This is a genomic window from Streptomyces sp. NPDC003011, assembly GCF_053591515.1.
In genome coordinates, this window is the sequence record NZ_JBSFTY010000009.1 from 19,344 (window position 1) to 42,931 (window position 23,588).

At 72.1% G+C, this 23,588-nt stretch carries 24 protein-coding genes; 16 read left to right on the forward strand and 8 right to left on the reverse strand.

Going from position 1 to position 23,588, the window contains the following annotated elements; translation table 11 throughout:
• Positions 1–1,206 (reverse strand): MFS transporter, encoded by a 1,206-nt coding sequence (locus ACWD0J_RS06780; RefSeq protein ID WP_451494683.1) that lies wholly within the window; start codon positions 1,204–1,206, stop codon positions 1–3.
• A gap of 166 nt (positions 1,207–1,372) precedes the next feature.
• Here ACWD0J_RS06780 and ACWD0J_RS06785 point away from each other — a divergent pair, with 166 nt between their 5' ends.
• The 10 genes from ACWD0J_RS06785 (at position 1,373) to ACWD0J_RS06830 (ending at position 11,357) form a co-directional block, all read left to right on the forward strand.
• Positions 1,373–2,743, forward strand: a complete 1,371-nt coding sequence (locus ACWD0J_RS06785) for a condensation domain-containing protein (RefSeq protein ID WP_451494684.1) — start codon at positions 1,373–1,375, stop codon at positions 2,741–2,743.
• Entirely contained in the window at positions 2,740–3,021 is a 282-nt protein-coding gene (locus ACWD0J_RS06790; RefSeq protein WP_451494685.1) for an acyl carrier protein, read from the forward strand. Before ACWD0J_RS06785 ends, ACWD0J_RS06790 begins: the two co-directional genes overlap by 4 nt.
• Positions 3,018–4,547, forward strand: coding sequence for an AMP-binding protein (locus ACWD0J_RS06795; protein ID WP_451494686.1), 1,530 nt, complete (start codon positions 3,018–3,020; stop codon positions 4,545–4,547). Before ACWD0J_RS06790 ends, ACWD0J_RS06795 begins: the two co-directional genes overlap by 4 nt.
• Entirely contained in the window at positions 4,531–5,622 is a 1,092-nt protein-coding gene (locus ACWD0J_RS06800; protein WP_451494687.1) for a MupA/Atu3671 family FMN-dependent luciferase-like monooxygenase, read from the forward strand. Before ACWD0J_RS06795 ends, ACWD0J_RS06800 begins: the two co-directional genes overlap by 17 nt.
• Complete coding sequence (locus tag ACWD0J_RS06805) at positions 5,619–6,455, forward strand: class I SAM-dependent methyltransferase (RefSeq protein WP_451494688.1); 837 nt, start codon at positions 5,619–5,621, stop codon at positions 6,453–6,455. The genes ACWD0J_RS06800 and ACWD0J_RS06805 overlap by 4 nt, the downstream gene beginning before the upstream one ends.
• The gene (locus ACWD0J_RS06810) at positions 6,452–8,197 is read left to right on the forward strand and encodes an amino acid adenylation domain-containing protein (RefSeq protein WP_451494689.1); all 1,746 of its coding nucleotides are present in this window, start codon (positions 6,452–6,454) and stop codon (positions 8,195–8,197) included. Before ACWD0J_RS06805 ends, ACWD0J_RS06810 begins: the two co-directional genes overlap by 4 nt.
• Positions 8,187–9,527: a condensation domain-containing protein gene (locus ACWD0J_RS06815; protein WP_451494690.1), complete on the forward strand. Its 1,341-nt coding sequence runs from the start codon at positions 8,187–8,189 to the stop codon at positions 9,525–9,527. The genes ACWD0J_RS06810 and ACWD0J_RS06815 overlap by 11 nt, the downstream gene beginning before the upstream one ends.
• Before the next feature lie 531 nt (positions 9,528–10,058).
• Positions 10,059–10,385 carry a hypothetical protein gene (locus ACWD0J_RS06820; RefSeq protein ID WP_451494691.1) on the forward strand — a complete coding sequence of 109 codons (327 nt, stop codon included), beginning with the start codon at positions 10,059–10,061 and terminating at the stop codon, positions 10,383–10,385.
• Between the two features lie 7 nt (positions 10,386–10,392).
• Positions 10,393–10,623, forward strand: coding sequence for a hypothetical protein (locus tag ACWD0J_RS06825; RefSeq protein WP_451494692.1), 231 nt, complete (start codon positions 10,393–10,395; stop codon positions 10,621–10,623).
• A 188-nt stretch (positions 10,624–10,811) separates the two neighbouring features.
• Complete coding sequence (locus tag ACWD0J_RS06830) at positions 10,812–11,357, forward strand: GNAT family N-acetyltransferase (protein WP_451494693.1); 546 nt, start codon at positions 10,812–10,814, stop codon at positions 11,355–11,357.
• Between the two features lie 224 nt (positions 11,358–11,581).
• Here ACWD0J_RS06830 and ACWD0J_RS06835 read toward each other — a convergent pair whose 3' ends face one another.
• Entirely contained in the window at positions 11,582–12,235 is a 654-nt protein-coding gene (locus tag ACWD0J_RS06835) for an FMN-dependent NADH-azoreductase (RefSeq protein WP_451494694.1), read from the reverse strand.
• 146 nt (positions 12,236–12,381) lie between these two features.
• On the opposite strand from ACWD0J_RS06835, the gene ACWD0J_RS06840 reads away from it, so the two are divergent.
• The 4 genes from ACWD0J_RS06840 to ACWD0J_RS06855 all read left to right on the forward strand — a co-directional run bounded on the left by ACWD0J_RS06840 (position 12,382) and on the right by ACWD0J_RS06855 (position 15,784).
• Positions 12,382–12,744: a winged helix-turn-helix transcriptional regulator gene (locus ACWD0J_RS06840; protein WP_451494695.1), complete on the forward strand. Its 363-nt coding sequence runs from the start codon at positions 12,382–12,384 to the stop codon at positions 12,742–12,744.
• Between the two features lie 269 nt (positions 12,745–13,013).
• On the forward strand, positions 13,014–14,450 hold the full coding sequence (locus ACWD0J_RS06845; protein WP_451494795.1) for a DUF2252 domain-containing protein: 1,437 nt from the start codon (positions 13,014–13,016) through the stop codon (positions 14,448–14,450).
• Between the two features lie 48 nt (positions 14,451–14,498).
• The gene (locus ACWD0J_RS06850; RefSeq protein ID WP_451494696.1) at positions 14,499–15,341 is read left to right on the forward strand and encodes a J domain-containing protein; all 843 of its coding nucleotides are present in this window, start codon (positions 14,499–14,501) and stop codon (positions 15,339–15,341) included.
• Positions 15,342–15,454: 113 nt separating this feature from the next.
• Positions 15,455–15,784, forward strand: a complete 330-nt coding sequence (locus tag ACWD0J_RS06855; RefSeq protein WP_451494796.1) for a rhodanese-like domain-containing protein — start codon at positions 15,455–15,457, stop codon at positions 15,782–15,784.
• A gap of 24 nt (positions 15,785–15,808) precedes the next feature.
• Here the strand turns inward: ACWD0J_RS06855 and ACWD0J_RS06860 are convergent, their stop codons facing one another.
• From ACWD0J_RS06860 to paaA, 6 genes are all read right to left on the reverse strand, one after another.
• Positions 15,809–16,942: an acyl-CoA dehydrogenase family protein gene (locus ACWD0J_RS06860; protein WP_451494697.1), complete on the reverse strand. Its 1,134-nt coding sequence runs from the start codon at positions 16,940–16,942 to the stop codon at positions 15,809–15,811.
• A gap of 103 nt (positions 16,943–17,045) precedes the next feature.
• Positions 17,046–18,107 (reverse strand): 2Fe-2S iron-sulfur cluster-binding protein, encoded by a 1,062-nt coding sequence (locus ACWD0J_RS06865; RefSeq protein ID WP_451494698.1) that lies wholly within the window; start codon positions 18,105–18,107, stop codon positions 17,046–17,048.
• Entirely contained in the window at positions 18,107–18,661 is a 555-nt protein-coding gene (gene paaD, locus ACWD0J_RS06870) for a 1,2-phenylacetyl-CoA epoxidase subunit PaaD (protein WP_451494699.1), read from the reverse strand. The genes ACWD0J_RS06865 and paaD overlap by 1 nt, the downstream gene beginning before the upstream one ends.
• The gene (gene paaC / locus ACWD0J_RS06875) at positions 18,655–19,404 is read right to left on the reverse strand and encodes a 1,2-phenylacetyl-CoA epoxidase subunit PaaC (RefSeq protein WP_451494700.1); all 750 of its coding nucleotides are present in this window, start codon (positions 19,402–19,404) and stop codon (positions 18,655–18,657) included. The genes paaD and paaC overlap by 7 nt, the downstream gene beginning before the upstream one ends.
• Before the next feature lie 44 nt (positions 19,405–19,448).
• On the reverse strand, positions 19,449–19,736 hold the full coding sequence (gene paaB, locus ACWD0J_RS06880) for a 1,2-phenylacetyl-CoA epoxidase subunit PaaB (RefSeq protein WP_451494701.1): 288 nt from the start codon (positions 19,734–19,736) through the stop codon (positions 19,449–19,451).
• On the reverse strand, positions 19,733–20,821 hold the full coding sequence (gene paaA / locus ACWD0J_RS06885) for a 1,2-phenylacetyl-CoA epoxidase subunit PaaA (protein WP_451494702.1): 1,089 nt from the start codon (positions 20,819–20,821) through the stop codon (positions 19,733–19,735). Before paaA ends, paaB begins: the two co-directional genes overlap by 4 nt.
• Before the next feature lie 330 nt (positions 20,822–21,151).
• Here paaA and ACWD0J_RS06890 point away from each other — a divergent pair, with 330 nt between their 5' ends.
• Together ACWD0J_RS06890 and ACWD0J_RS06895 are read left to right on the forward strand one after the other, a co-directional pair.
• Entirely contained in the window at positions 21,152–22,207 is a 1,056-nt protein-coding gene (locus ACWD0J_RS06890) for a DUF5819 family protein (RefSeq protein WP_451494703.1), read from the forward strand.
• The gene (locus tag ACWD0J_RS06895) at positions 22,204–23,580 is read left to right on the forward strand and encodes an HTTM domain-containing protein (RefSeq protein WP_451494704.1); all 1,377 of its coding nucleotides are present in this window, start codon (positions 22,204–22,206) and stop codon (positions 23,578–23,580) included. The genes ACWD0J_RS06890 and ACWD0J_RS06895 overlap by 4 nt, the downstream gene beginning before the upstream one ends.
• Positions 23,581–23,588 lie beyond the last annotated feature (8 nt).

Consider the following 23,588-nt stretch of genomic DNA (forward strand, 5'->3'; position numbering starts at 1 on the left):
TCAGGCCGACTCGGGCTCCTCGGGCAGTTCGCGCAGAGCCGGAACCGGGGACACCACCAGGGGCAGCCAGGCCAGGGAGCCGACGGCCGCGGCGACCACGATCGCCCCGCGCGTCCCCATGGCCTCGGCGAGCAGACCCGCGACGGGGCCGCCGACCGCGATCGCGCTCCAGATGACGAACCGCATGGACGCGTTCATCCGGCCGCGCAGCCGGTCGGGGGTGAGGGCCTGCCGCAGCGTCACCTGGGCGATGTTGAACAGCGGGACGCCGAAGCCGAACAGCAGCTGGCCGCCGGCGAGGAGCAAAAGGGCCACGCCCGGCGAGGCGAGCGGCAGCACGGCCAGGCCGGCCGCGCACAGCACGGCTCCGAGGGTGATGGCCCGCCCGTAGCCCAGGCGGTCGATGACGCGGCTCGCGCACAGCGCACCGCCCACCAGTCCCGCGCCGCCCAGCGAGAAGACCACGCCGACCGTGGTGGAGGAGTGGTGCAGCTCGCGCACCATGTACAGCATCACGAGCACCGTCAGCATCGACGAGCCGAGGTTGAGCAGGGCGGCGGAGCCGGCCACAGCGCGCAGGACACGCTGGCGCAGCACGAAGCCGAGTCCCTCACCCACCTCCTTGCGCAGCGACCCATGTGCCCCGGCGGTCGGCTCCGGCGCGGGTTCGCGGTGCCGGATGGCGCGGCAGAGCAGGCCCGAGGCGAGGAAGCTGAGGGCGTCCAGCAGCACGGTCGTGGCCGCGCCCAGGACTCCGGTCAGGACACCGGCGGCGGCTGGGCCGGCCAGCTCGGCCGCGGAGGCGCTGGCGGTCAGCTTGGCGTTGGCGTCGGCGAGGTCCTCGCGCCGTACCAGGGTGGGCAGATAGCTCTGGTAGGCGACGTCGAACGTCACGGTGAAGGCACCGACGAGCAGCACGGCGAGATACAGCTGGGCGAAGGTGAGCGCGTCCAGGGCGTAGGCGACGGGCACGCTCGCCAGGAGCAGCGCCCGGCACACGTCGGAGACCACGAGGACCGGCCGTCGGCGGATCCGGTCCAGCAGCGCGCCCGCGGGCAGGGCGAGCACCAGGAACGGCAGCATGCGGGCGCCGCTGAGGAAGCCGAGTTCGGTGGCGGACGCGTCCAGTGCGCCGATGGCGAGCAGCGGTACGGCGAGCTGGCCGATCTGGGTGCCCGTCTCGCTGATGGTCTGCGCGGCCCACAACCGCTGGAAGTCAGGTACACGCCAAACGTGCCCACGGGGTGGGGAGCCATCCCGCCGATCATTCCCCCGTTTGACAGGCACGCAGGTCACACACCCTTCGTCGGCACGGAGATCCCACATTAGTGATCGTCCCTGTCGGCGTCATGAGCATGAAGGAGTTTCGGACATGAGTGACCGGCACGCGCCCCTGTCGTGCTCGCAGGAGCGGCTGTGGTTCGTGGAGCGGCTCCATCCGGGCATCCGTGCCTACCAGTTCCAGGCACGGATCGACCTCACCGGGGCGCTCGACATCGCGGCCCTCGCCCGTGCCCTGACCGACATCGTGCGCCGGCACGAGATCTGCCGCACCACCTTCACCGACAGTCCCACGGGCCCCCGGCAGCTGGTGCACGCGCCGTACCCGGTCGAGCTTCCCGTGGACGACCTGCGCGGCGCGGCCGACCCCGAGGCGGCGGCGCGGGTGGCGATCGACGCGGCCATCGCCACCGATCTGCCCGTGGACCGTCTGCCCCTGGTGCGCTGGCGCCTGCTGCGGCTCGCCGACGACCGGTACGTCCTGCTCCACCTGGAGCACCATCTGATCCACGACGGCTGGGCGTTCAACGTCTTCATCGAGGAACTGGCCGCCCTGTACGCCGCCCACGCCACCGGGGGCCCGCCGCCGCTGCCTGAACCGTCCCTGCAGTTCGCCGACTTCGCGGCCCGGCAGCGGGCGTGGCTGGACCGACCCGAGGCCGAGGCGCAACTCGCCTACTGGAAGCGGCAGCTGAGCGGCGTGCCGCCGTACCTCGACCTGCCCGCCGACCGTCCTCGTACCCCGAAGCGCCGCTTCCTCGGCGCGGCTCCCAGGTTCACGGTTCCGGCGCACCTCGCCGACCGGGTGCGTGCCCTGGCCCGGCAGCAGCGGGTCTCCCTGTTCACGGTGATGCTCGCCGCCTTCGAGGTGCTGCTGCACGGCTGGTCGGGGCGGGACGACTTCTGCGTCGGGTCGGGAATGGCGGGCCGGAGCCGGACCGAGACGCACCGGATGCTCGGCATGGTCGTCAACACGGTGGCCATGCGGGCCGATCTGCGGGGCGATCCCCCCTTCGCCGAACTGCTCGGCCGGGTCCGCGACACCGCGTTCGGCGCGCTGGCGCACCAGGAGATCCCCTTCGACCGCGTGGTCGCGGCCCTGCGCCCGCCGCGGGTGCCGGGCCGGCAGCCGTTCAGCGAGGTGCTGTTCTCCTTCCACGACGCGCCTCTGCGCCCGGTCCGCATGCCGGGCCTCACCGCCACCGTGACCCCCGGCCTCACCAACGGCAGCGCCAAGGCCGACCTGAACGTCATCGCGATTCCGCACGCGGAGCAGACCGCCGCACGGCGCGGGGCGCAAGGCTGCCAGGCCGTCGAGTTCATCTGGGAGTACGACCGCGATCTGTTCGACGACACGACGATCGCGCGCGCCGCCGCGCGCTACGAGCGACTGCTGGACGCGGTGACCGCGCGCCCGCAGGCCCGGGTGTCGGCGGTGATGGCACAGGAGGCCATGACATGACGGGACGTGAGACGAAAGGGGCCTACGAGGTGATGGGTGAGGACGACCAGGACGGCCTGCTCGGCGCGGTCCGCGACGCCTGGGCCGAGACGCTGGGCGTGGACACGGACGCCGTACCGCTCGACGTGGGCTTCTTCGACGCCGGAGGCAACTCGCTGCTGCTGTTGCTGCTGTGGGAACAGCTCAACGAGCTGCCCGGCGGCGGCCTGCGGGCCACCGACCTGTTCCAGCACCCCACGGTGCGCGCGCAGACCCGGCTCCTCGCGGGTGACCTATGAGCGACAGCCTGTACCAGGTGTTCGCCGGCGCGGCCGACCGCCACCCGGAGGCGACGGCCGTGGAACTGGCGGCCGAAGGCGTGTCCTACCGCATGCTCCGGAGCGCCGCCGAGACCGTCGCGGCCCTGCTTCGGCAGACCCGCGGCGACCGCGTGGCACGGGTCGGCCTGCTGGCCGGCCGCAGCGCGGTGGCGTACGCGGGCTACCTCGGCGCGCTGCGGCTCGGCGCGACCGTGGTGCCGTTCCACCCCGAGTACCCGGCCGCCCGCAACCAGCGCGTCCGCGAACTGGCCGACGTCGACGTGCTGCTGGCCGACGCCGCGCTGTTGCGGGGTGGTGTCCCCCAGTGGGCGGACCGGCTCGCGGTCCTCGCGCTGACGGACGACGATGTCCTCGACCCGTCCGCGACCGCACGGCGCGGGGACCTGCCACCGCACGAGGCGCAGCCGGACCGGCCGGCGTACGTCCTGTTCACGTCCGGCACGACCGGACGGCCCAAGGGCATACCGATCCGGCACCGCAACGTGCTGCCCTTTCTCCGGCACAACATCGCCCGCTACGGGGTCCGCCCGGGCTGCCGGATGTCGCACACGTTCGACCTGACCTTCGACCTGTCCGTGTTCGACCTCTTCGTCACCTGGGGCGGCGGGGCGACGCTGGTCGTACCGGACCGCTCCGAACTGTTCAGCCCGCTCGACTACGTCACCCGCCGTCGGCTCACGCACTGGTTCTCCGTGCCGTCGGCGGTGTCGGTGAGCGCCGGATTCGGGCTGCTGCCCGCCGGGCGGGAGGCCACCACGCTGCGCCACAGCCTGTTCTGCGGTGAACCGCTCACCTACGAACAGGCGGCGGCCTGGCGGGCGGCGGCCCCGCACTCCACCATCGACAACCTCTACGGGCCCACCGAACTCACCATTGCCTGCGCCGAGTTCCGGCTGCCCCACGACCGCAGGCAGTGGCCGGGCACCTCCAACGGCACGGTTCCCATCGGCCGCCTCTACGAGGGGCTGGAGCACCTCGTCGACGCGGAGACGGGCGAGCTGTGCGTGCGCGGACCGCAGCGCTTCGACGGCTACCTGGACACGCGCGACGACGTGAACCGTTTCCTGGACCACGACGGGACAGGGCCGGTGGAGCCCCGGCACTACTACCGCACCGGCGACCGGGTGCGCCTGGAGGGCGGCCACCTGGTCCATCTGGGCCGCCTCGACGACCAGGTGAAGATCCGCGGCTTCCGGGTCGAGCCGGCCGAGGTGGAGGCCGCGCTGCGGCGGCTGCCCGAGGTGCACGAGGCCGCCGTGGTGCCCGTCACCCGCGGGGGCGTCACCGAACTGATCGCCGGCTGCACCGGACAGCCGGTCCCCCGGCGCGAGTTGCTGCGCGCGCTGCGCGGCAGGCTGCCGGTCCACCTGGTTCCCCACCGCTTCCTGTACCTCGACTCCCTGCCCCGCAACGCCAACGGCAAGACAGACCGGGCAGCCCTGCGCGAACTCGCCGAGGAGACCGCCGATGCCGTCCCTGCCTGACCCGCGCCCCTCGTCCGCCCCGGACGCCGTCGCGTCGCCGGGCGTGGACCTGAGCCTGTTCTACTTCGCCAGTGACAGCGACGAGATCAAGAAGGACCGCTACGGGCTCCTCCTCGACGGCGCCCGGTTCGCCGACGCCCACGGCCTGGCCGCGGTGTGGACCCCGGAGCGGCACTTCCATCCCTTCGGCGGTCTGTATCCGAACCCGGCGGTGACCGGCGCCGCGGTGGCGGTCGCGACCGAGCGGGTGGCGATCCGGGCGGGCAGCGTCGTCGCGCCGCTCCACCATCCCCTGCGGATCGCGGAGGAATGGGCCGTGGTGGACAACCTCTCCGGCGGCCGGGCCGGCGTCTCCTTCGCCTCCGGCTGGCATGCCGTGGACTTCGCCCTGAACCCCGGGACGTACGCCGACCGGCGCGAACTGGTGCTGGACCATGCCGAACAAGTGCGCCGCCTGTGGCGGGGCGAGACCCTGTCCGTCCGCGACGGCACCGGCGCGCAGCAGCGCGTGCGCATCCACCCCCAGCCGGTCCGACCGGAGCTGCCGGTCTGGATCACCAGCGCCGGCCACACGGAGACCTTCCGCCGGGCCGGCGCCATGGGCGCGGGCGTCCTCACCCACCTGCTGGGCCAGGACATCGACCGCCTCGCGCACAACATCGCCGAGTACCGGGCCGCGAGTGACGGCGGCGTCCATGTGGCCGTCATGGTGCACACCTATCTGGGCGACGACGAGGAAGAGGTCAGAGCGCTGGTCAAGGAGCCGCTCTGCCGCTATGTGCGCGGTTCCCTCGGGCTGCTGCTCGGCTCGCGGCTGGACGGCAGACGGCGGATCGACCCGGCTCGCCTGCACCCCGCCGACGTCGACTTCCTCGTCCAGCGCTCCTTCGACCGCTACTTCGACCACGGCGGACTGCTGGGAACCCCCGCCAAGGCACGCCGGGTGATCGAGCGCCTGGGCCGCATCGGGGTGGACGAGGTGGCCTGCCTGATCGACTTCGGCCTGCCGGCCGACACCGTCCTGGCCGGACTCGAACGTCTGCCCGACGTCTGCGAGCGGGGAGCGGCCCGATGACCGCCGACTTCGACACGGCGGTCGCCGCCCTGCGCGTCCCCGGCATGGGCACCGAGGCGGTCGCCCCGTTCCTGGCGAACCTCGTCGAACTCACCCGTCCGCGCCGGGTGCTGGAGGTCGGCATGGGCTACACGACGCCGTTCCTGGCGGCGGCCCTGGAGCGGGTGAGCCGCCGTGTACAGCAGGAGTCGTCGGCGCTCGCCGCGAAGACCCGGGCGTACCTGAGCAGCGGTGCCCCGCTGGACGACGCATGGCTGCGCGCCGAACCTCCCCTCGCGGCACCGGCGAGCTACCTCGAGCCGTACCGGCCGGTCTTCGCCGCGGTGGACGACGGCTCGGTCCCGGAGTCCTCCGCGCGGCAGGTGGCCCGGGTGCTCGACGAGCTCGGGCTGGCGCACCGGGTCACGATGGTCGACGCCCCGCTGCGCGCCTGCGACGCCGCGCTGCCGCCCGACTTCGAACCGATCGACCTGGCCTGGGTGGACGCCTGGGACTGCCTGTACTTCCTCGACCACTTCCTGGACCGCGTCAACCCCCGGGGCGGCGTGGTGGTCCTGCACTACCTGATGACGTACCCGGAAGGCGAGGCGATCCTGCGCTACCTGGCCGGGCTGCGGCGGTCGAGGCCGGGTGAGCTGGAGGTCCTCAACCTCCTCGAACCGCACAAGCTCCGGCAGAACAGCGTCACGATGATCCGCCGCACCGGCGGGCGGCCACCGCGGTACGCCGGACCGGGCGGCCGCATCCGCTACGACGACGAACTGACCGACACCGCCCGCGCACAGGCCGCACTGACGCACCGGGCGCAGCGAGAACAGGAGGAAGCGAAGTGAGCATCCTGCACGGCCCCACGACACCCTTCCCGGCCGACTCGACGATCCCCCAGCTCTTCGCCGAGCAGGCGCGCGAGCGTCCGGACGCCATCGCCGTCGTCGACGGAGCGCACCAGGTGACGTACGCGGAACTGGACGAGCGCTCCAACCGCCTGGCCCGTCTGCTGCGCGCCCGGGGCGTGCGGCCGCAGGCGCGGGTCGGTGTGCTGCTGGACCGCGGTCATGAGCTGGTCACCGCCGTGCTCGCGGTGCTGAAGGCCGGCGGCGCCTACGTGCCGGTCGGTCCCGGCCACCCCCCGGAGCGGCGGCGGCAGATGCTGGCCGACGCGCAGGCCGCGGTGACGGTGACCCGCGAGGAACTGCGCCTGGCGGCGGCCTGGCCGTCGACCCCTCTGCCGCTGCCCGCCGACTCCCGCACGCAGGCGTACGTGCTGTTCACCTCGGGGTCGACCGGCCGGCCCAAGGGAGTCGTGGTCGAGCACCGGTCGGTGCTGCGCCTGGTCTGCGGTACCGACTTCGTGGCGCTCGGGCCCGACGAGCGGATGGCTCAGGTGGCCGACCCCTCGTTCGACGCGTTCACCTTCGAGATCTGGGGCGCGCTGCTGCACGGGGGCATGCTGTGCGTGATCCCCACCGAGACCCTGCTGACGCCCGGCGCGCTCGGTCCGGCACTGGCCGAGCGGCGGGTCACCACGATGTTCCTCACGTCGGCGCTGTTCAACGAGGTGATGGCCGACCGGCCCGACAGCTTCGCCGGGCTGCGCAACCTGCTGGTCGGCGGGGACGTCGTCGACGCCTCCCGTGCGCGCAGGCTGGTCGAGAGCCCCCGGGACGCCCGCCCGGCGCGCTTGGTGAACGGCTACGGCCCGACCGAGGCCACCACCTTCGCGGTCTGCGGACCGATCGAGTCGGTTCCGGCCGACGCGACGTCGGTGCCGATCGGGCGGCCCATAGCGAACACCAGCTGCTACCTCCTCGACGCCGAGCTGCGGCCGGTCGCGGACGGGGCGACGGGCGAGCTGTTCATCGGCGGTCCCGGAGTCGCCCGGGGATACGCCGGGCTGCCCGAACAGACCCAGGAGCGTTTTCTGCCCGACCCGTTCGCGGCGGAGCCCGGTGCGCGGATGTACCGGACCGGGGACCTGGTGCGGTGCCGCCCGGACGGGATGCTGGAGTTCGTCGGCCGCGTCGACGACCAGGTCAAGATCAGGGGACACCGGGTGGAGCCGGGCGAGGTGGAGGCGGCGCTGGGCCGGCACCCCGACCTCAGGCAACTCGCCGTGGTCGTGGACGGGGCGGCGGGGGAACGCCGGCTGGTGGCCCATGTGGTCCCCGCGGCACCCGGCACCCGGCCGGCCGAACTGCGCGAGTTCCTCGCCGCCCGACTGCCCGAGTGGATGATCCCGTCCGCGTTCGTCGTGCACCCCGCCCTGCCCCTGACCGCGACGGGAAAGATCGACCGTGCGGCCTTGCCGGCCGCGCCGGCCGACGGTTCCGACGCCGACGCCGTGTCGCCGCGTACCGATCTGGAGCGGGAGCTCGCGGACCTCACGGCGGAGCTGCTGGGCCTGGCTTCCGTGGGCGTCACTGACGACTTCTTCGCCCTGGGCGGGCACTCGCTGCTGGCCATGCGGCTGGTGTCGCGGGTCAACGACCGCTTCGCCACCGAGGTGGCCCTGGGCGAGTTCCTCTACGACCCGACCGTCGTCCGGCTGGCCGCCGAGGTGTCCCGTGACCGCTGACCCGGGTGACCGCGCCGTCTCCTGCGCCCAGAAGCGGCTGTGGATCCTCGACCGGCTCCATCCGGGGTCGGCCGCGTACGTCGTCCCGCTGGTCCACCGGATCGAAGGCGACCTGGACATCGGGGCGCTGGAGCGGTCCCTGAGCGAGGTCGTCCGCCGGCACGAGATCCTGCGCACCGGCTACCGGATGCGGTCGGGGGCCCTGCGCCAGTTCGTCCGCGCCGCGGGGCCGGTGCGTTTCCCGCTCGTGGACGTGTCGGCGTACGACGACCCGCAGGCCGAGGCGGAGCGGCGGGCGGCCGCTGAGGCTCGGCGGCCGTTCGACCTGGCCACGGACCCGGTGATCCGCCCACTGCTGCTGCGGGTGGCGCCGCGTCGCCACCACCTGTGTCTGACGCTCCATCACATCGCCTGCGACGGCTGGTCGCTGGACCTCCTCCAGCGCGAGCTGTCCGCCTGCTACACGGCCCTGCTCTCGGGGGCGTCCCCCGAACTGCCGCCGCTGCGCGCCCAGTACGCCGACTACGCCGAGGAGCAGGCCGTCGCCCTGACGGGCCCCGCGCTGCTTCCTGCCCGGGAGTACTGGCTCAAGCACCTGTCGGGCCTTCCGGACCCGGCGACGCTCCCGGCCGACCGCCCCCGCCCGCCCGTACGGAGCTTCGAGGGCGGTCACGTCCGCTTCACCGTCGATCCGCCGGTCGCCGAGCGGGTGGCCCTGCTCGCGAGGTCCTGTCGCGCGAGCCCGTTCGCCGTCCTGCTCGCGGCCTTCACGGCTCTGATCCGGGCCGAGGGCGGCGGCGACGAGGCCGTTGTCGGCACACCCGTGACGTGCCGCCGGAACGAGGCCCAGTACGCGATGGTCGGCATGTTCGTGAACACGGTCGTCCACCGTCTGCGGATGTCCGGGCAGACGCTGACCTTCCGGGAGCTGGTGCACCGGGCCCGCGACGAGGGCAGGCAGGCGATGGCCCATCAAGAGCTGCCGTTCGAGGTGCTGGTGGAGGAGCTGAACCCGGTCCGTGACCCCGGTTTCAACCCGGTGTTCCAGCTCATGCTCGGCTACCACGAGGGCGACCAGGCCGCGCTCACCCTGCCCGGCTGCACGGTCACCACCGAACTGGGGGACACCGCGACGGCGAAGCTCGACCTCTTCCTGAGCCTCACCCGCACCGCGGGGCGCTATGCCGGCCGCCTCGAATACAGCACCGGCTTGTTCACACCGACAACCGCCCACCGCATCGCCGCCCGCTTCCGCACCCTGCTCACCACCGCGACGGCTGACCCGCTGCGCTCATTGACGGCCCTGTGCGGCGGACCGGGGTCACGATGACAGAGCGTGGACGAAGCGGGAGGGACTCGGGCGTGCCCGGAGACACCGGGCGCGATATATGTGCTCCCAGCTACGGCCAGACTTCTTGGACGCCACCTCAACATCAGCTACGGCAACGCCGCAGCGCATGTCGAGCAGGCGCGACTCCGCCGCTTCGCCTGGGATGCGTGTGTGCTTCGGCCGTGGAGCCACGCCTGAGCCGCATGCAAGGGGGCCCTGCCTGTGGTGACTGGCATGCAGTTCGATGGGTCGGATCGGAGAAACGAATCACCTGGTCAGCGCACTACCTCTTGATCACTCAAGTCGATGAACCCTCCCATCGGCCAGAAACATGATCGCGGCTCCGGAGTTCTTTCCGGTCGGGAGAGATTCTCCGCCGGAAGGGGATTGTTCATGGTCGCGTGGTATCCAGCCAGGCTTCTCACCGCTCTTGCTGCCGCGTGCACTCTCGTGCTGACGAGTCCCTCGGTGGCGCAGGCCGGCGCTGTCGGGTCGACTCCGGTCCGGACTTTCGAGTACAGCGTTGGTGGCATGACGATGAAGGTTCCGACCGGCTGCCTGTTCACACACGTCATCCGAGGCGGCGGGAAGAAGATCACTTACCAGAACGCCGGCGTCGACTGCGCCTTTGTCGCCGCGCTCGGCAGCGGGTTCTGCAACTGGCGGATCGACTTCACGTACGCCAACACCAACAACAAGACGTATCGGACATCCCGAGGGCGAACGCATGCCGAGTGCAAGATCGATCCGATGAGGAACAACTCTCCCCAGGTGTTGCCTCGTTATGGAAAGGCGTGTGCGCATCTCTACGTCAACGGGGTGCGGCGTGTGAGTCAGTGCCACCACATCACGAAGTGAGCCGTTCATGATCGATCAGCAGCAGGGGCGGGAACAAGCCGGGGAGGCGCGGCGGCGGTCGGCTGGGGTCGCCGCGTTCTCGGCGGGTCTTGTGCTCACACTCGCCTTCTTCGCCTTCTTTCCTGGGCTTCCGCACGTCATCGACTGGGGGGCGATCGTCGTCGCCGTCCTGGTAGGAGCGTTCACCCGATGGATCTGCCAGTCCTGGATGGGAAAGAGGCGCAAGGAGAGCCAGTGAGTGGTGGCACAGGGGGTGCGGGCCACCCCACCAACATCCATCACATCGTGGAGCATCGGGGCGCTCCAGTCGTACAGAGGGAGGGCGGCATCGTGATCGCGATGCCGCCCGTTCCTGGGTGAGCCGATGGCTGTCCCGGCTGCCCCGGTTATGCTGCTCCGTCGCACAGGCCAGGGAGGATCCGGACCATGAGCAGCACCGCTTCACCCTTCCCCGATCGGATTCAGCTCACAGGGGAAGGTCTGGTCCTGCGTGACTGGACGGAAGCCGACCTGGCCGCGATGCCGGAGTTGTTCGACCATCCCGACATCGCGTACTGGACGCCGATCGTCTCGCCCTTCGACGAAGCGGCCGCTCGCGCACGGCTGGACCGGGACCGGCAACTGCGGGCGGAGGGTACGACCATCCTGCTGGCCATCACCGTTGACGGCTGTGCGCCGCTCGGCGAGGTGATGCTGCGGCGCGCCCCCGAGGGCATGGAGATCGGCTACGCGGTCGGCCCGGCGCACCGCGGCCAAGGGCTGGCGGTCCGAGCGGTGCGGTTGATGGCCGGGTACGCCTTCGAGCAGTTGGGCGCGGAACAAGTGATCCTGGAGCTGGAGGCCGAGAACGCCGCCAGCGTCGCCGTGGCCACCAAGGCGGGCTTCAGCCTGCTTGACGTGCCGCTGATCGAGGGGGAGGAGAAGGGGCGGCCCTTCTCCCTGCAGACGTGGGGCCTGCGGCCGACTTCGTGACGCTGTTCAGGGCGACTGTCCGCCTGGACGTCTTCACGCTGGTGTCGCAGCACCTGGACCACCGGCGACCTGGACCACCGGCCACCATGCCTGCGCTCCGAGCGCGAGATCGATCCGATGCGGAACAACTCTGCGGACCTGGCGGGAGCACTCAAGGCGGCGCGGGCCGCTGAGGGAACCTCGCAGGGCCCGCCGGGGGTTCTGGTGCCGCTCGTTGTGGGGCGTTACGCGGCGAGGCGCTCTGCGAGGTGCTTCGCCTTGGTGGTGGCGTCCTGGAGGGCGCGCTCGCGGGAGGCCTCGAAGAGGGGGACCAGTTCGGACATCGCCGGGTTCTGCGGGGCCATCGTGAGCTCCGGGACGATGAAGTCGAGGTCCACGGCGAGGGTGTCGGCGAGGACCGCCTTCAGGTACGTCTGCACGTACTCGTAGCCCTCGCGCGGGGTGCCCGGCGCGTAGGAGCCGCCGCGGCTGGCGACGACGGTGACCGGGGTGCCCTTGATCTTCGAGTCCTCGGTCATGGCGGTGCGGCCGATGAGGATCACGTTGTCCAGCCAGGCCTTGAGGGTGGACGGGATCGAGAAGTTGTACATCGGGGCGCCGATCAGCACGGCGTCCGCCTGCTCCAGTTCCTCGATCAGCTTCACGCGCTCGGCGAAGGCGGCCGCCTGGCCGGGGGTGTGCGCGGCGGGATCGGCGAAGCCGGCGGTGTGGGAGTCGGCGGTGATGTGCGCGACGGGATCCGTGGCGAGGTCGCGGTAGACCACCGTGCCCTCCGGGTGCTGTTCCTCCCAGGTCCGGCGGAAGGCGTCCGTCACCGCGCGGGACGCGGACGCGTCGGCCGGGAACACGGAGGAGTCGATGTGCAGCAGCGTGGCCATGTGGGTCTCCGGAGCAGTGGTGGACGGGCGGGCCGCGACGCACGGAAGCCGTCGGCCCGGAGGGACTGTTAAATCGTAGTCGACTATGGATAACACAGTCACTTACTTTTTTTCATCCCTTCCGGAAGGAGCAGTACCCTGAGGGCATGACGGTCGAGCAGAGCCACGGCCCGGCGGCCTGCAAGCAGGTCGACACGGGCATCACCCGGGTCTTCCAGCTGCTCGGAAAGCGCTGGACCGGACCGATCGTGTCCGTCCTGACCAACGGGCCCGCGTACTTCGTCGACCTGCGCCGGGCCATCCCCGGCATCAGCGAGCGCATGCTCTCCGACCGGCTCACCGAACTCGGCGCCGCCCGGCTGGTCGTGCGCGACGTCGACGAGGGGCCGCCGCTGCGGGTGTCGTACCGGCTGACGGAGGCGGGGGCGGCGCTGGATCCCGCGTTGAGACTCCTCGCACAGTGGGCGAAGGAGCATCTGCCGGAGGGGGAGCGGCCCGCGGGGTGCTGAGTCCGCCGACGGCGGGCGGGCGCGTCGGCGGGGCGTCGAGGTGTGGGGGCGGGGCGGGGGCGCTTTGGGTGCGTCTCGGCTGGAGCGCTGAGCGGCCGACGGGGTTTTCCACAGCTGTGGAGTTGTCCACAGGGTCTGACGTGTTTCGGCCACCGGCTGTACGGTCGGCACAAGTTGATGTTCGTGCGTGGGCGAGCGTGAGTGCTGTGTACGGGGAGGTGGTCGATGTGACCGAGATCGGTGCCGAGACGGCGGCGGGCGCGGAGCTGGTGGGGGCGGACGAGATCCCCGGCCGGAAAGCGGCGGTGAGCGCCGGGAACGCCCGACGGCTGCCCCCGGTGCGGGGCTTCGCCCAGTGGCCGGCCGAGGGGACGCCCAAGGAGGAGGGCAAGGCGCTGCGGCGCCGGATCCCGCGCGGTGCGCACGCCGCCCTGGACCTGGACGAGGGGCGCCCGGACGCGGTGAGCGCGGTCGAGGAGTCGGGCCGTGGCCGGATTCCCGGGCTCACGCCGATACGGGTCGGCAGGATGGCCGCCACGCCTTTCGCGTTCCTGCGCGGGGCGGCCGGCCTCATGGCGTACGACCTGGCCCGCACCCCCATGACGGGGATCCGCGCCCAGATCTGCGGTGACGCCCACGCGGCCAACTTCGGCCTGTACGGCGACGCGCGCGGCGGCCTGGTCATCGACCTGAACGACTTCGACGAGACGGTCCACGGCCCCTGGGAGTGGGACCTCAAGCGCCTCGCCGCCTCGCTCGTGCTGGCCGGCCGCGTGGCGGGCGTCGACGAGGACACCTGCCGCAAGGCGGCGCACGACGTGGCGGGCGCCTACCGCCGCACGATGCGGTTGCTCGCCAGGCTCCCGGTCCTGGACGCGTGGAACGCGATCGCGGACGAGGAACTCGTCTCCCACACCGACGCCCACGACCTGCTCGGCACGCTGGAGCGGGTCTCCGAGAAGGCGCGGGCCAACACCAGCGGGCGCTTCGCCGCGAAGTCGACGGAGCCCACCGAGGACGGCGGGCGCCGCTTCGTCGACGCCCCTCCGGTGCTGCGGCGCGTCCCGGACGCGGAGGCCGCGGCGGTGGCCGCGTCCCTGGAGGAATACGTCACCACGCTCTCCGAGGACCGCCGCCCGCTGCTGGCCCGCCACGCGGTGCACGACGTCGCCTTCCGCGTCGTCGGCACGGGCAGCGTCGGCACCCGGTCCTACGTCGTGCTGCTTCTGGATCACCGGGGGGAGCCGCTCATCCTCCAGGTGAAGGAGGCCCGCGCGTCCGCGCTGGTGCCGCATCTGGTCACGGCGGGCTTCGAGGTGCCCTCCGTCGACCACGAGGGACGCCGGGTGGTCCTGGGCCAGAAGCGCATGCAGGTCGTCAGCGACAACCTGCTGGGCTGGACGTCGGTCGACGGGCGGCCCTTCCAGGTACGGCAGTTCCGCAACCGCAAGGGCAGTGTCGACCCCGCGGAGCTGACCGCCGACCAGATCGACGACTACGGCCGCATGACCGGCGCTCTCCTGGCCCGCGCCCACGCCCACAGCGCCGACCCGCGCCTGATCGCCGGCTACTGCGGCAAGAGCGAGGAACTGGACGAGGCGATCATCACGTTCGCGGTGGCCTACGCCGACCGCACCGAGGCGGACCACGCGGACCTGGTGGCGGCGGTGCGGGCGGGGCGGATCGCGGCGGAGGAGGGCGTGTGAGGGCGGTGTGTTCCGAGGTCCGCTCCGGCCGTGGCCTACGCTGGTCGGGTGACGACCCCGGAAGCTGAGCAGGGTGGTGTCCCCGGTGAGGACCGGCCGACGCCGCAAGGCGGTGCGCCCCGGCCCGAGGAACGGCTGGAGCGGGCCGTACGGGCCGCCGAGCAGGCGCTGATCGAGTACGAGATCGCGGTCGAGACCTTCCGTATCGAGGTCGAGAACTTCGAGCGGCTGCACCACCAGAAGCTCGGCCCGATGTACACCCGGCTCGACGAGCTGGACGCGCAGATCGCCGAGGCCCGGGCCGCGCGCACCGGTGACCCCGAGGACCTGCGCAAGGCCGACGAGGCGCGGGCCCGGGTCATGCCGATGCCCGGTGTCGAGGAACTGTTCGGCGGCTGGATGAACGGCGAGGGCCTGTTCCCGGAGGCCGCGGCGATGCTCACCGATCAGCCGGTGCGGCCCCCGCAACGGGTGCGCCCCAGCGACGAGGCCCGCAAGCTGTATCGCGAGCTGGCCCGCAAGGCACACCCCGACCTGGCCCAGGACGAGCCCGAACGGGCCCGGCGCGAGGAGTTCATCACCCGCGTCAACGGTGCCTACGCCCGGGGCGACGAGGCGCTGCTGCGGGAGCTGGCGGAGGAGTGGGCCGCGGGACCGAAGCCGCCGGAGCAGCGGCCGACGCCCAGCGAGGAGCTCTACGTCCGCCTCGAATGGCTCGCCCAGCGCAAGGAACTGCTCACGGTGGTCGCGCGGAAACTGGAGGAGAGCGCGATCGGCGGGATGCTCCGGATGGCCCCGGAGGACCCCGACCGCCTCCTGGACGAGATCGCCGAGAAGCTCCTGGCCGACGTCGCCGAGCGCGAGGCCCAGTTGGCGGCACTGCTCGGATAGTCCGGCCAGGCCGCAGACCGGGCTGTGCTCCCGCCGGACCCGGACAGGCCTCCGGCGGCTCCGCCGCGACGCCCGCGTCGGGTAGCGTCGGGGGCATGCATTTCGGAGCTGGTGTGCCCACGGTCGAGGTCACGGACCTCAAGGACGGCGACTTCCTGCTGGACGTCCGCGAGGACGACGAATGGCAGGCGGGTCACGCCGACGGGGCGCTGCACATCCCCATGAGTGAGTTCGTGGCCCGGTACGGCGAGCTGACCGAGGCGGCGCCGCAGGACGGGCGGGTCCATGTGATCTGCCGCTCCGGCGGGCGTTCGGCGCAGGTCGCGATGTACCTCGTCCAGCAGGGCGTCGACGCCGCGAACGTCGATGGCGGGATGCAGGTGTGGGCGGCCGAGGGCCGTCCCGTCGTGACGGACGAGGGCCGGCCGGGCTTCGTCCTCTGACGGCTGCCTCGCCCGCCCGGAAGCTCAGGCCAGAGGGTGGGCCGCCAGCAGGTCGCCCAGGGCCTCCTCGTGTGCCGACGCCGGGCCGAGCGACAGCTCGAGGTGCTTGGCCCAGGCGTGGTAGCGGTGCAGGGGGTAGTCGACGTCGGCGCCGAACCCGCCGTGCAGATGCTGTGCCGTCTGCACCACCCGCCTCACACCCTCGGCCGCCCAGATCTTGGCGACGGCCACGTCACCCGAGACGGGCAGCACGCCCTGGGTCGCCGCGCCGAGCCGCCACGCGGCCTGCCACAGGGTGACCTCCATGGCCCGCAGATCGATGTAGCGGTCGGCGGCCTGGACGGCGACAGCCTGGAAGGTGGCGACCGGGAACCCGAACTGCTCCCGCTTGCTGGTGTAGTCGCCGGTCATCCGCAGGACCCGCTCACCGACCCCCAGCGCCAGCGCGCACGTCCCGATGGTCAGCAGATCGCGCAGCCACTCCCAGGCGCCGTCGACATCGATGACGTCCCCGTCCGCGATCCGCGCCGACTCCAGGCGCAGTTCGCCGAGCAGCTCGCCGGTGGTGGAGATCTGCTCGCCGAGAGTGACGCCCGCGTGCGGGCGGGGGACCAGCGCGAGGACGGTCCGGCCGGCGGCCGTGTGCGCCGGTACGACGACGAGGTCCGCGCCGTACGCCCACGGCACCGCGGTCTGCATCCCGTCCAGCACCCATTCCTCCCCCTCCTGCCGGGCGGTCACGGCGAGTTCGGCCGGGTCGTGTCCGGTGCGACCGCTCGCGGCGACGGTCAGCACGACCTCCCCGCGTCCGGCCCGGGCCAGCAGCGCGGACCTCACCTTCTCCTCACCATGGGCCTGCACGGCGGCCATGGCCGCGCTGTGCTCCAGCAGCGGTACCCGCGCCAGCACCCTCGCCGCCTCGCGCAGCACCAGACACAGCGCGACGGTGTCCAGGCCCGCTCCGCCGTACTCGGGTGACGCCATCAGGCTCAGCAGGTCCGCGCCGGCGAGTCTGGCCCACAGCGCGCGGTCGAAGTCGTCGGCGACGGCTCCCGCGACGAGGGCCGGACTGGGCACCGCGTCCGGTACGACCCCGCCCAGCACCCCCCGGGCCGCCTCGGCCGCCGCCTGCTGCTCGTCGGTGAAGGTGAAGTCCACGGTCCTGTCCTTCCGGCGCGGTCCGCTGATCTGACGGGCCGTCAAGATAGAACAGGTTCTAGAAGAAGGGAACGGGCAGGCTCGCTGTACGGCCCGCCGTCCCTCACCGGTCGAAGTCCAGCTCCACCTTCTCCGTCACCGGATGCGACTGGCACGCCAGCACATACCCCGCCTGTGTCTCCTCCGGCTCCAGGGCGAAGTTGCGGTTCATCCGCACCTCGCCGGCCACCAGGAAGGCCCGGCACGTCCCGCACACCCCGCCCTTGCAGGCGTAGGGCGCGTCGGACCGGTTGCGCAGCACCGTCTCCAGCAGCGACTCGCCGGCCCGGACGGGCCAGGTCCCGCCGCGGCCGTCGAGCCGCGCGGTCACCGTGCTGTGCGCGGGAGCGGGGACGGTGGCCGTGGGGGCGACCGGGTCCACGTGGAAGATCTCCTCGTGCACCCGGGCCCGTGCGACTCCGAGCTCCCGCAGTGCCCGTTCCGCCCCCTGCACCAGCCCGAACGGCCCGCACAGGAACCAGCCCGCCACCTGCTCCACCGGCAGCAGCGCCGGCAGCAGCCCGGTCAGCCGCTCCTGATCGAGCCGCCCGGACGGCAGTCCCGCCTGCTGCTCCTCCCGGGAGAGCACCGTCACCAGATGGAACCGCTCGGGGTAGCGGTCCTTCAGGTCGGCGACCTCCTCCAGGAACATCGTCGAGGCGGACGTCCGGTCGCTGCGTATGAGGCAGAACCTGGCCGCTGGTTCGCGTGCCAGCAGTGTCGACACGATCGACAGCACCGGGGTGATCCCGCTGCCACCGACGATCGCGGCGTACAGGCCGGGCGCGGGGTCGAGCGTGAAGCGGCCCGCCGGGGTCATCACCTCCAGTTCGTCGCCGAGGTTGATCTCCTTCAGCGCGTAGGCGGAGAAGGCGCCGCCCTCGACCAGCCGCACTCCGACCCGCAGGGTGCGCGGGCCCTCGCCGCCCGGCGCGGGAGCCGGGGAGCAGATGGAGTACGTCCGCCGGATCTCGACACCGTCGACCGTCCGCCGCAGGGCGAGGTGCTGGCCCGGGGCGTGCCGGTACTCCTCGCGCAGATGTGGCGGCACGGTCAGGGTGAGCGCCACGGAGTCGTCGGTGAGCCGGTCGACCGCCGCCACCGGGAGTGCGTGGAAGCGGGCCATCACAACTCCTTGAAGTGGTCGAACGGTTCACGGCAGGCGAGGCAGCGCCGCAGCGCCTTGCACGCCGTCGAGGAGAAACGGCTGAGCAACTCGGTGTCCGCGGAGCCGCAGTGCGGGCAGCGGATCGGGTCGGCTTCTTCCAGCGCCCGGATCTCCGCTTGTGCGGTGAGGGCGGCGCGGGTGGGTCCCAATGCCAGGGCGACCGGCCCGGGTGCCCGTCCTGTGCGGGGCGGGGCGATGCCGAACTCGCGCAGCTTGCGGCGCCCCTCGTCCGTGATGTCGTCCGTCGACCAGGCCGGCGCGAGCACCGTGCGGACGGTGACCTCCCGCACGCCGTGCTCGTGCAGCACCCGTTCGATGTCCACGGACATCGCCTCGACGGCCGGGCAGCCGGTGTACGTCGGCGTCAGCTCGACCTCGACCGCGTCGGTCCCGTGCACGCGCACCGCGCGCAGTACGCCCAGTTCCCGCAGGGTGAGGACGGGCAGCTCGGGGTCGGGCACCGAACCGGCCACTTCGAGCAGTTCCGCCTCCAGGGCGGTGACCGTCACCATGACGCCCCCGGGTGACTGCGGTGCAGATGCTGCATCTCGGCGAGCATCCGCCCGAAGGATTCGGTGTGCAGGCCCTGACGACCCGCCCCGGCCGTCCACGCCCCGGAGCGAGGGCCGTCGGGGACCGTGAGGGTGGCCCGGTGCAGCACGTCCTGGACGGAGGTGAACCAGGCCGCCTGCAACCGCTGTCCGTCGACGTCGAGCCCTTCCACCGGCTGGAACATCTCGCCGGTGAACCGCCACAGCGCCTCGCAGGCCCGCCGCATCCGCTCATGGCCGACGTCTGTGCCGTCGCCGAGGCGCAGGGTCCACTGCTCGGCGTGGTCGCGGTGGTAGGCGACCTCCTTGACGGCTTTCGCGGCCAGCGGAGCGAACGGGCCGTCGCCCGCCGCCAGTTCGGCGTAGAGGAGGTACTGGTAGGTGGAGAAGTACAGCTGGCGGGCGATGGTGTGGGCGAAGTCGCCGTTCGGCTGTTCCACCAGCTGGAGGTTGCGGAAGGCGCGCTCCTCGCGCAGGTACGCCAGCTCGTCCTCGTCGCCGGCCAGCGACAGCAGCACCCGGGCCTGGCCCAGCAGGTCCAGCGCGATGTTGGCGAGCGCGACCTCCTCCTCCAGGACGGGGGCGTGGCCCGCCCACTCCCCGAGGCGGTGCGAGAGCACCAGGGCGTCGTCGGCCAGGGCGAGGGCGGCAGCCGTGGGAACGGTCGGGCCGGGCGCCTCCGCTGCGGCCCCGGGCTCTGCCACCGTTCGGGCCTCAGCTGTGGTCCCAGGCGTGGTCCCGGATGCGGTCACAGGTGCTTCACCCCCTCCGGGATCTCGTAGAACGTCGGGTGGCGGTACGGCTTGTCGGCGGCCGGGTCGAAGAACGGGTCCTTCTCGTCGGGCGAGGACGCGGTGATCGTGGTCGAAGGGACGACCCAGATCGAGACCCCCTCGCCGCGCCGGGTGTACAGATCACGGGCGTTGCGCAGGGCGAGCTCGGCGTCGGGTGCGTGCAGGCTGCCGGCGTGGGTGTGCGAGAGCCCCCGGCGGGAGCGGACGAAGACCTCCCACAGGGGCCATTCGGTGTTCGTCATCCTCGGTCCACTCCCGTTCCGCCGCTGTGCTTGGCCGTGTACGCGGCGGCCGACTCCCGTACCCAGGCACCCTCGTCGTGCGCCCGCCTGCGCTGCGTGATCCGTTGTTCGTTGCACGGGCCGTTGCCCTTGAGGACGTTCCAGAACTCCGTCCAGTCGATGGCGCCGAAGTCGTGGTGTCCCCGCTCCTCGTTCCACTTCAGGTCCGGGTCGGGGAGGGTCAGGCCCAGGGACTCGGCCTGGGGGACGCAGATGTCCACGAAGCGCTGACGCAGCTCGTCGTTCGAGTGCCGTTTGATCTTCCAGGCCATCGACTGGGCGGAGTGCGCGGACTCGTCGTCGGGCGGGCCGAACATCATCAGGGACGGCCACCACCAGCGGTCCACCGCGTCCTGCGCCATCGCGTGCTGCTCGGGGGTGCCGCGGCTGAGGGCCAGCAGCAGTTCGTAGCCCTGGCGCTGGTGGAAGGACTCCTCCTTGCAGATGCGGACCATCGCGCGCGCGTAGGGGCCGTACGAGCAGCGGCACAGGGGGACCTGGTTGGTGATCGCGGCGCCGTCCACCAACCAGCCGATCGCTCCGACGTCCGCCCAGGTCAGGGTCGGGTAGTTGAAGATCGAGGAGTACTTCTGGCGGCCGGTGTGGAGCTTGTCGAGCAGTTCGTCGCGGCTGGTGCCGAGGGTCTCGGCGGCGCTGTAGAGGTAGAGCCCGTGACCGGCCTCGTCCTGCACCTTGGCCATCAGGATGGCCTTGCGGCGCAGTGAGGGGGCGCGCGTGATCCAGTTCGCCTCGGGCTGCATGCCGATGATCTCGGAGTGGGCGTGCTGCGCGATCTGGCGGACCAGCGTCGCCCGGTAGGCGTCGGGCATCCAGTCGCGCGGCTCGACGCGCTCGTCGGCGGCCACGGCGGCGTCGAAGGCGTGCTCGAACGCGGCGGTGTCGTCGACGGGGTGGGCAGCGGTGTGGGCGCCGGCGTGATCCGGGACGCCGTTCTCTCCGCCGGCCTGTCCGTCGTACGCCTGTGTGCGGGCCGTCTCGGCCGCCTGGGCCGGCTGCGCCGTTTGGTCCGCGGCTGCTGTCGCCATGAGGTCCCCCTCGACCTGTGCTCTTCCGGAGCGTGCTCCCGACCGATCGTTCGGTTCGTGCGATTCCATGGTGAGACGGGCGCCGTAAGGTGTCAACCGCTGTGGATAACCCGTGGGCGTTCCCGGCCGACGCCTGTGGACAACCGGGGCGACTGCGAGACGGGGGCCGGTGGTCCGAGACGGTTCCGTGGCCGGTGGGGGCTGGGCCCGGCGACTGGCTCTGAGTACCGTTCCGTGCGAGCGCCGTGGGAGGCGTATGCCGGGCGGGCGCGGGCGACAGGGCGCCGGCGACAGGACCGGAGCAGGACCGGGATCGGGAAACGGGGCGGAATGGACGCGTACGACGAGGGCTCGAAGGCCCCGGGCGGGCCGGGCGAGCCGAGCGCCCCCGACACAGCCGAGGTCCCGGAAGCCCAGCAGGTCCAGCAAGCCCGGCAAGTCCCGGAAAACCTGGAAGCCTCGGCGGTCCCGGAAGCCCCGCAGGCACCGATAGCCTCCGACGCCTCCGAAGCAGACTCCTCGGCACCTTCACCGACCGCGGCTCCTCCACCGGCCGCCGCCTCCCCCGCACCGACCGCGTCCGCCGGTCCCTCAGTCCCCTTCGTCCCCACCGGCCCCTTCGTCCCCACCGGCCCCTTCGTCCCCACCGGCCCCTTCGTCCCCACCGGGGCCGAGACCTCCGCGATACCGGCCGAGCCCCGGACCGGCCTCTCCGCCCCTCCCACCCTCTCCGCCCTCTCGGCCCTCTCCCTCCGGTACCAGATCGGTGTCGCCGTGGCCCTCGCCGTCGTGGCGGTCGCCGTCTGTGTGCACATCGGCATGGTGTTCCTGCACGTCGCGCCGTCGAACACGCTGTCCAAGCAGCACGGCGAGGCGATCGACGACTGGATCTACCCGGAGTTCGAGCAGAACTGGAAGCTCTTCGCGCCGAACCCGCTCCAGCAGAACATCGCGGTCCAGGTCCGCGCGCAGGTCCGCACCGCGGACGGTGAGGTACGGACCACCGGCTGGTACGACCTGTCCGCCCAGGACGGCCGGGCCATCGACGGCAATCCGCTGCCGAGCCACACCCAGCAGAACGAACTGCGCCGGGCCTGGGATTTCTTCGTGGCCACGCACGACACCGACAACCGGCCGACGGGCCCGCGTGGCTCCCTCGCCGAGACGTACCTGCGCCGCATCGTGACGCTGCGCCTGGAACGCGAGGACGCGGCCGCGAGGGGCGGCGCCGTCGACCTCGTCCAGGTCCGCTCCCGCACCACCAACGTGCCTCCGCCCGAGTGGAGCGAGGAAAAGGTCTCGGACGAACCGGTGTACCGGGTGCTGCCCTGGTGGTCGGTGCCGGAGGACGACGAGGCCGGCGCGGCGGCGGGGAGCGCGCGGTGAACCGATTCGCCCTGTCCGTGTCCACCGGCATCGCCCGGGTCACCGAATCGGCCCTCGGCCCGCACCAGACCGCCGTGATCCGCATCGGCTTCAGCGTGACCTGGCTGCTGTTCCTGCTCCGCGAGTTCCCGCACCGCCTGGAGATGTACGGCCCCGACGGCCCGTGGAGCCGGGACCTCGCCGAGCAGCTGATCTCGACGAACGGCGCCTTCACCGCCCTGATGTGGACCGACGGCCGGTTCTGGTTCGAGACCGTCTACGCGCTGTCCGTCCTGACGAGCGTCCTGCTGCTGCTGGGCTGGCGCACCCGCACGATGTCCGTGCTCTTCATGGTCGGCGTGCTCTCGCTGCAGAACCGCAGCATCTTCATGGGGGACGGCGGCGACAACGTCCTGCACCTGATGTGCGTCTACCTCGTGTTCACGCGCTGCGGCCAGGTGTGGTCCCTGGACGCACGCCGGGCCCGGTGCACACGCGAGGCACGCGCGCGCGCGGGGGACGTCACGGACCGGCTCGGTCCGGCCCTGTGGAGCGTCTTCGGGTTCGTGCTGGTCGCGGTGACCCTGGCGGGCCGGCTCGACGGTGACCCGACCGTGCCGGTGCTGCTGTGGGCCGTATGGCTCGCGCAGGCCCTGTGGTGGGCGGCCGGGCGTTTCGCCAGGTCCGGCCGGCTGCGGATCATGTTCGAGGTGATCGGCAACATCGTCCACAACGGCGCGCTGTTGGTGATCATGGCCGAGGCCTGTCTGATCTACGCGACGGCCGGCTGGTACAAGATCCAGGGCTCCCGCTGGCAGGACGGCACCGCCGTCTACTACCCGCTGCACCTCGACTACTTCTCGCCGTGGCCCGCCCTGGCCGACCTGCTGTCCGCCAGCGGCACGGCGGTGATGCTGGTGACCTACGGCACGGTCGCCGTACAGGTCGCCTTCCCGTTCACCCTGTTCCACCGGCGGGTCAAGAACGTCCTGCTCGCGGCCATGATCGTCGAGCATGTCGCGATCGCCGTGCTCCTCGGGCTGCCCTTCTTCTCGCTGGCGATGATCGCCGCCGACGCGGTCTTCCTGCCGACGTCGTTCCTGCGCCGGCTGGGCGGCTGGACGGCACGCGCGCGGGGACGGCTGGGCGGACGGGCCGCCCGCGCGCGGGAACGGCCGGCGGCGGGCAGGGAGCGTACGGCGGTGCCGGACCAGCGCGCATACGACCGATACGACCGATACGACCGGGAGGACTCCGAGGGCCCGACGAACCACGGGACCCCCAAGGACGCCGAGACCGAACCGCCCTCGGAGACCCCGCAGGACCACGCCCCGGACACCCCCCAGGCCCCCGGACCCCCGCCGCCCGGAAGAACCCCGAGCACGCGCACGTAGGCTTCACG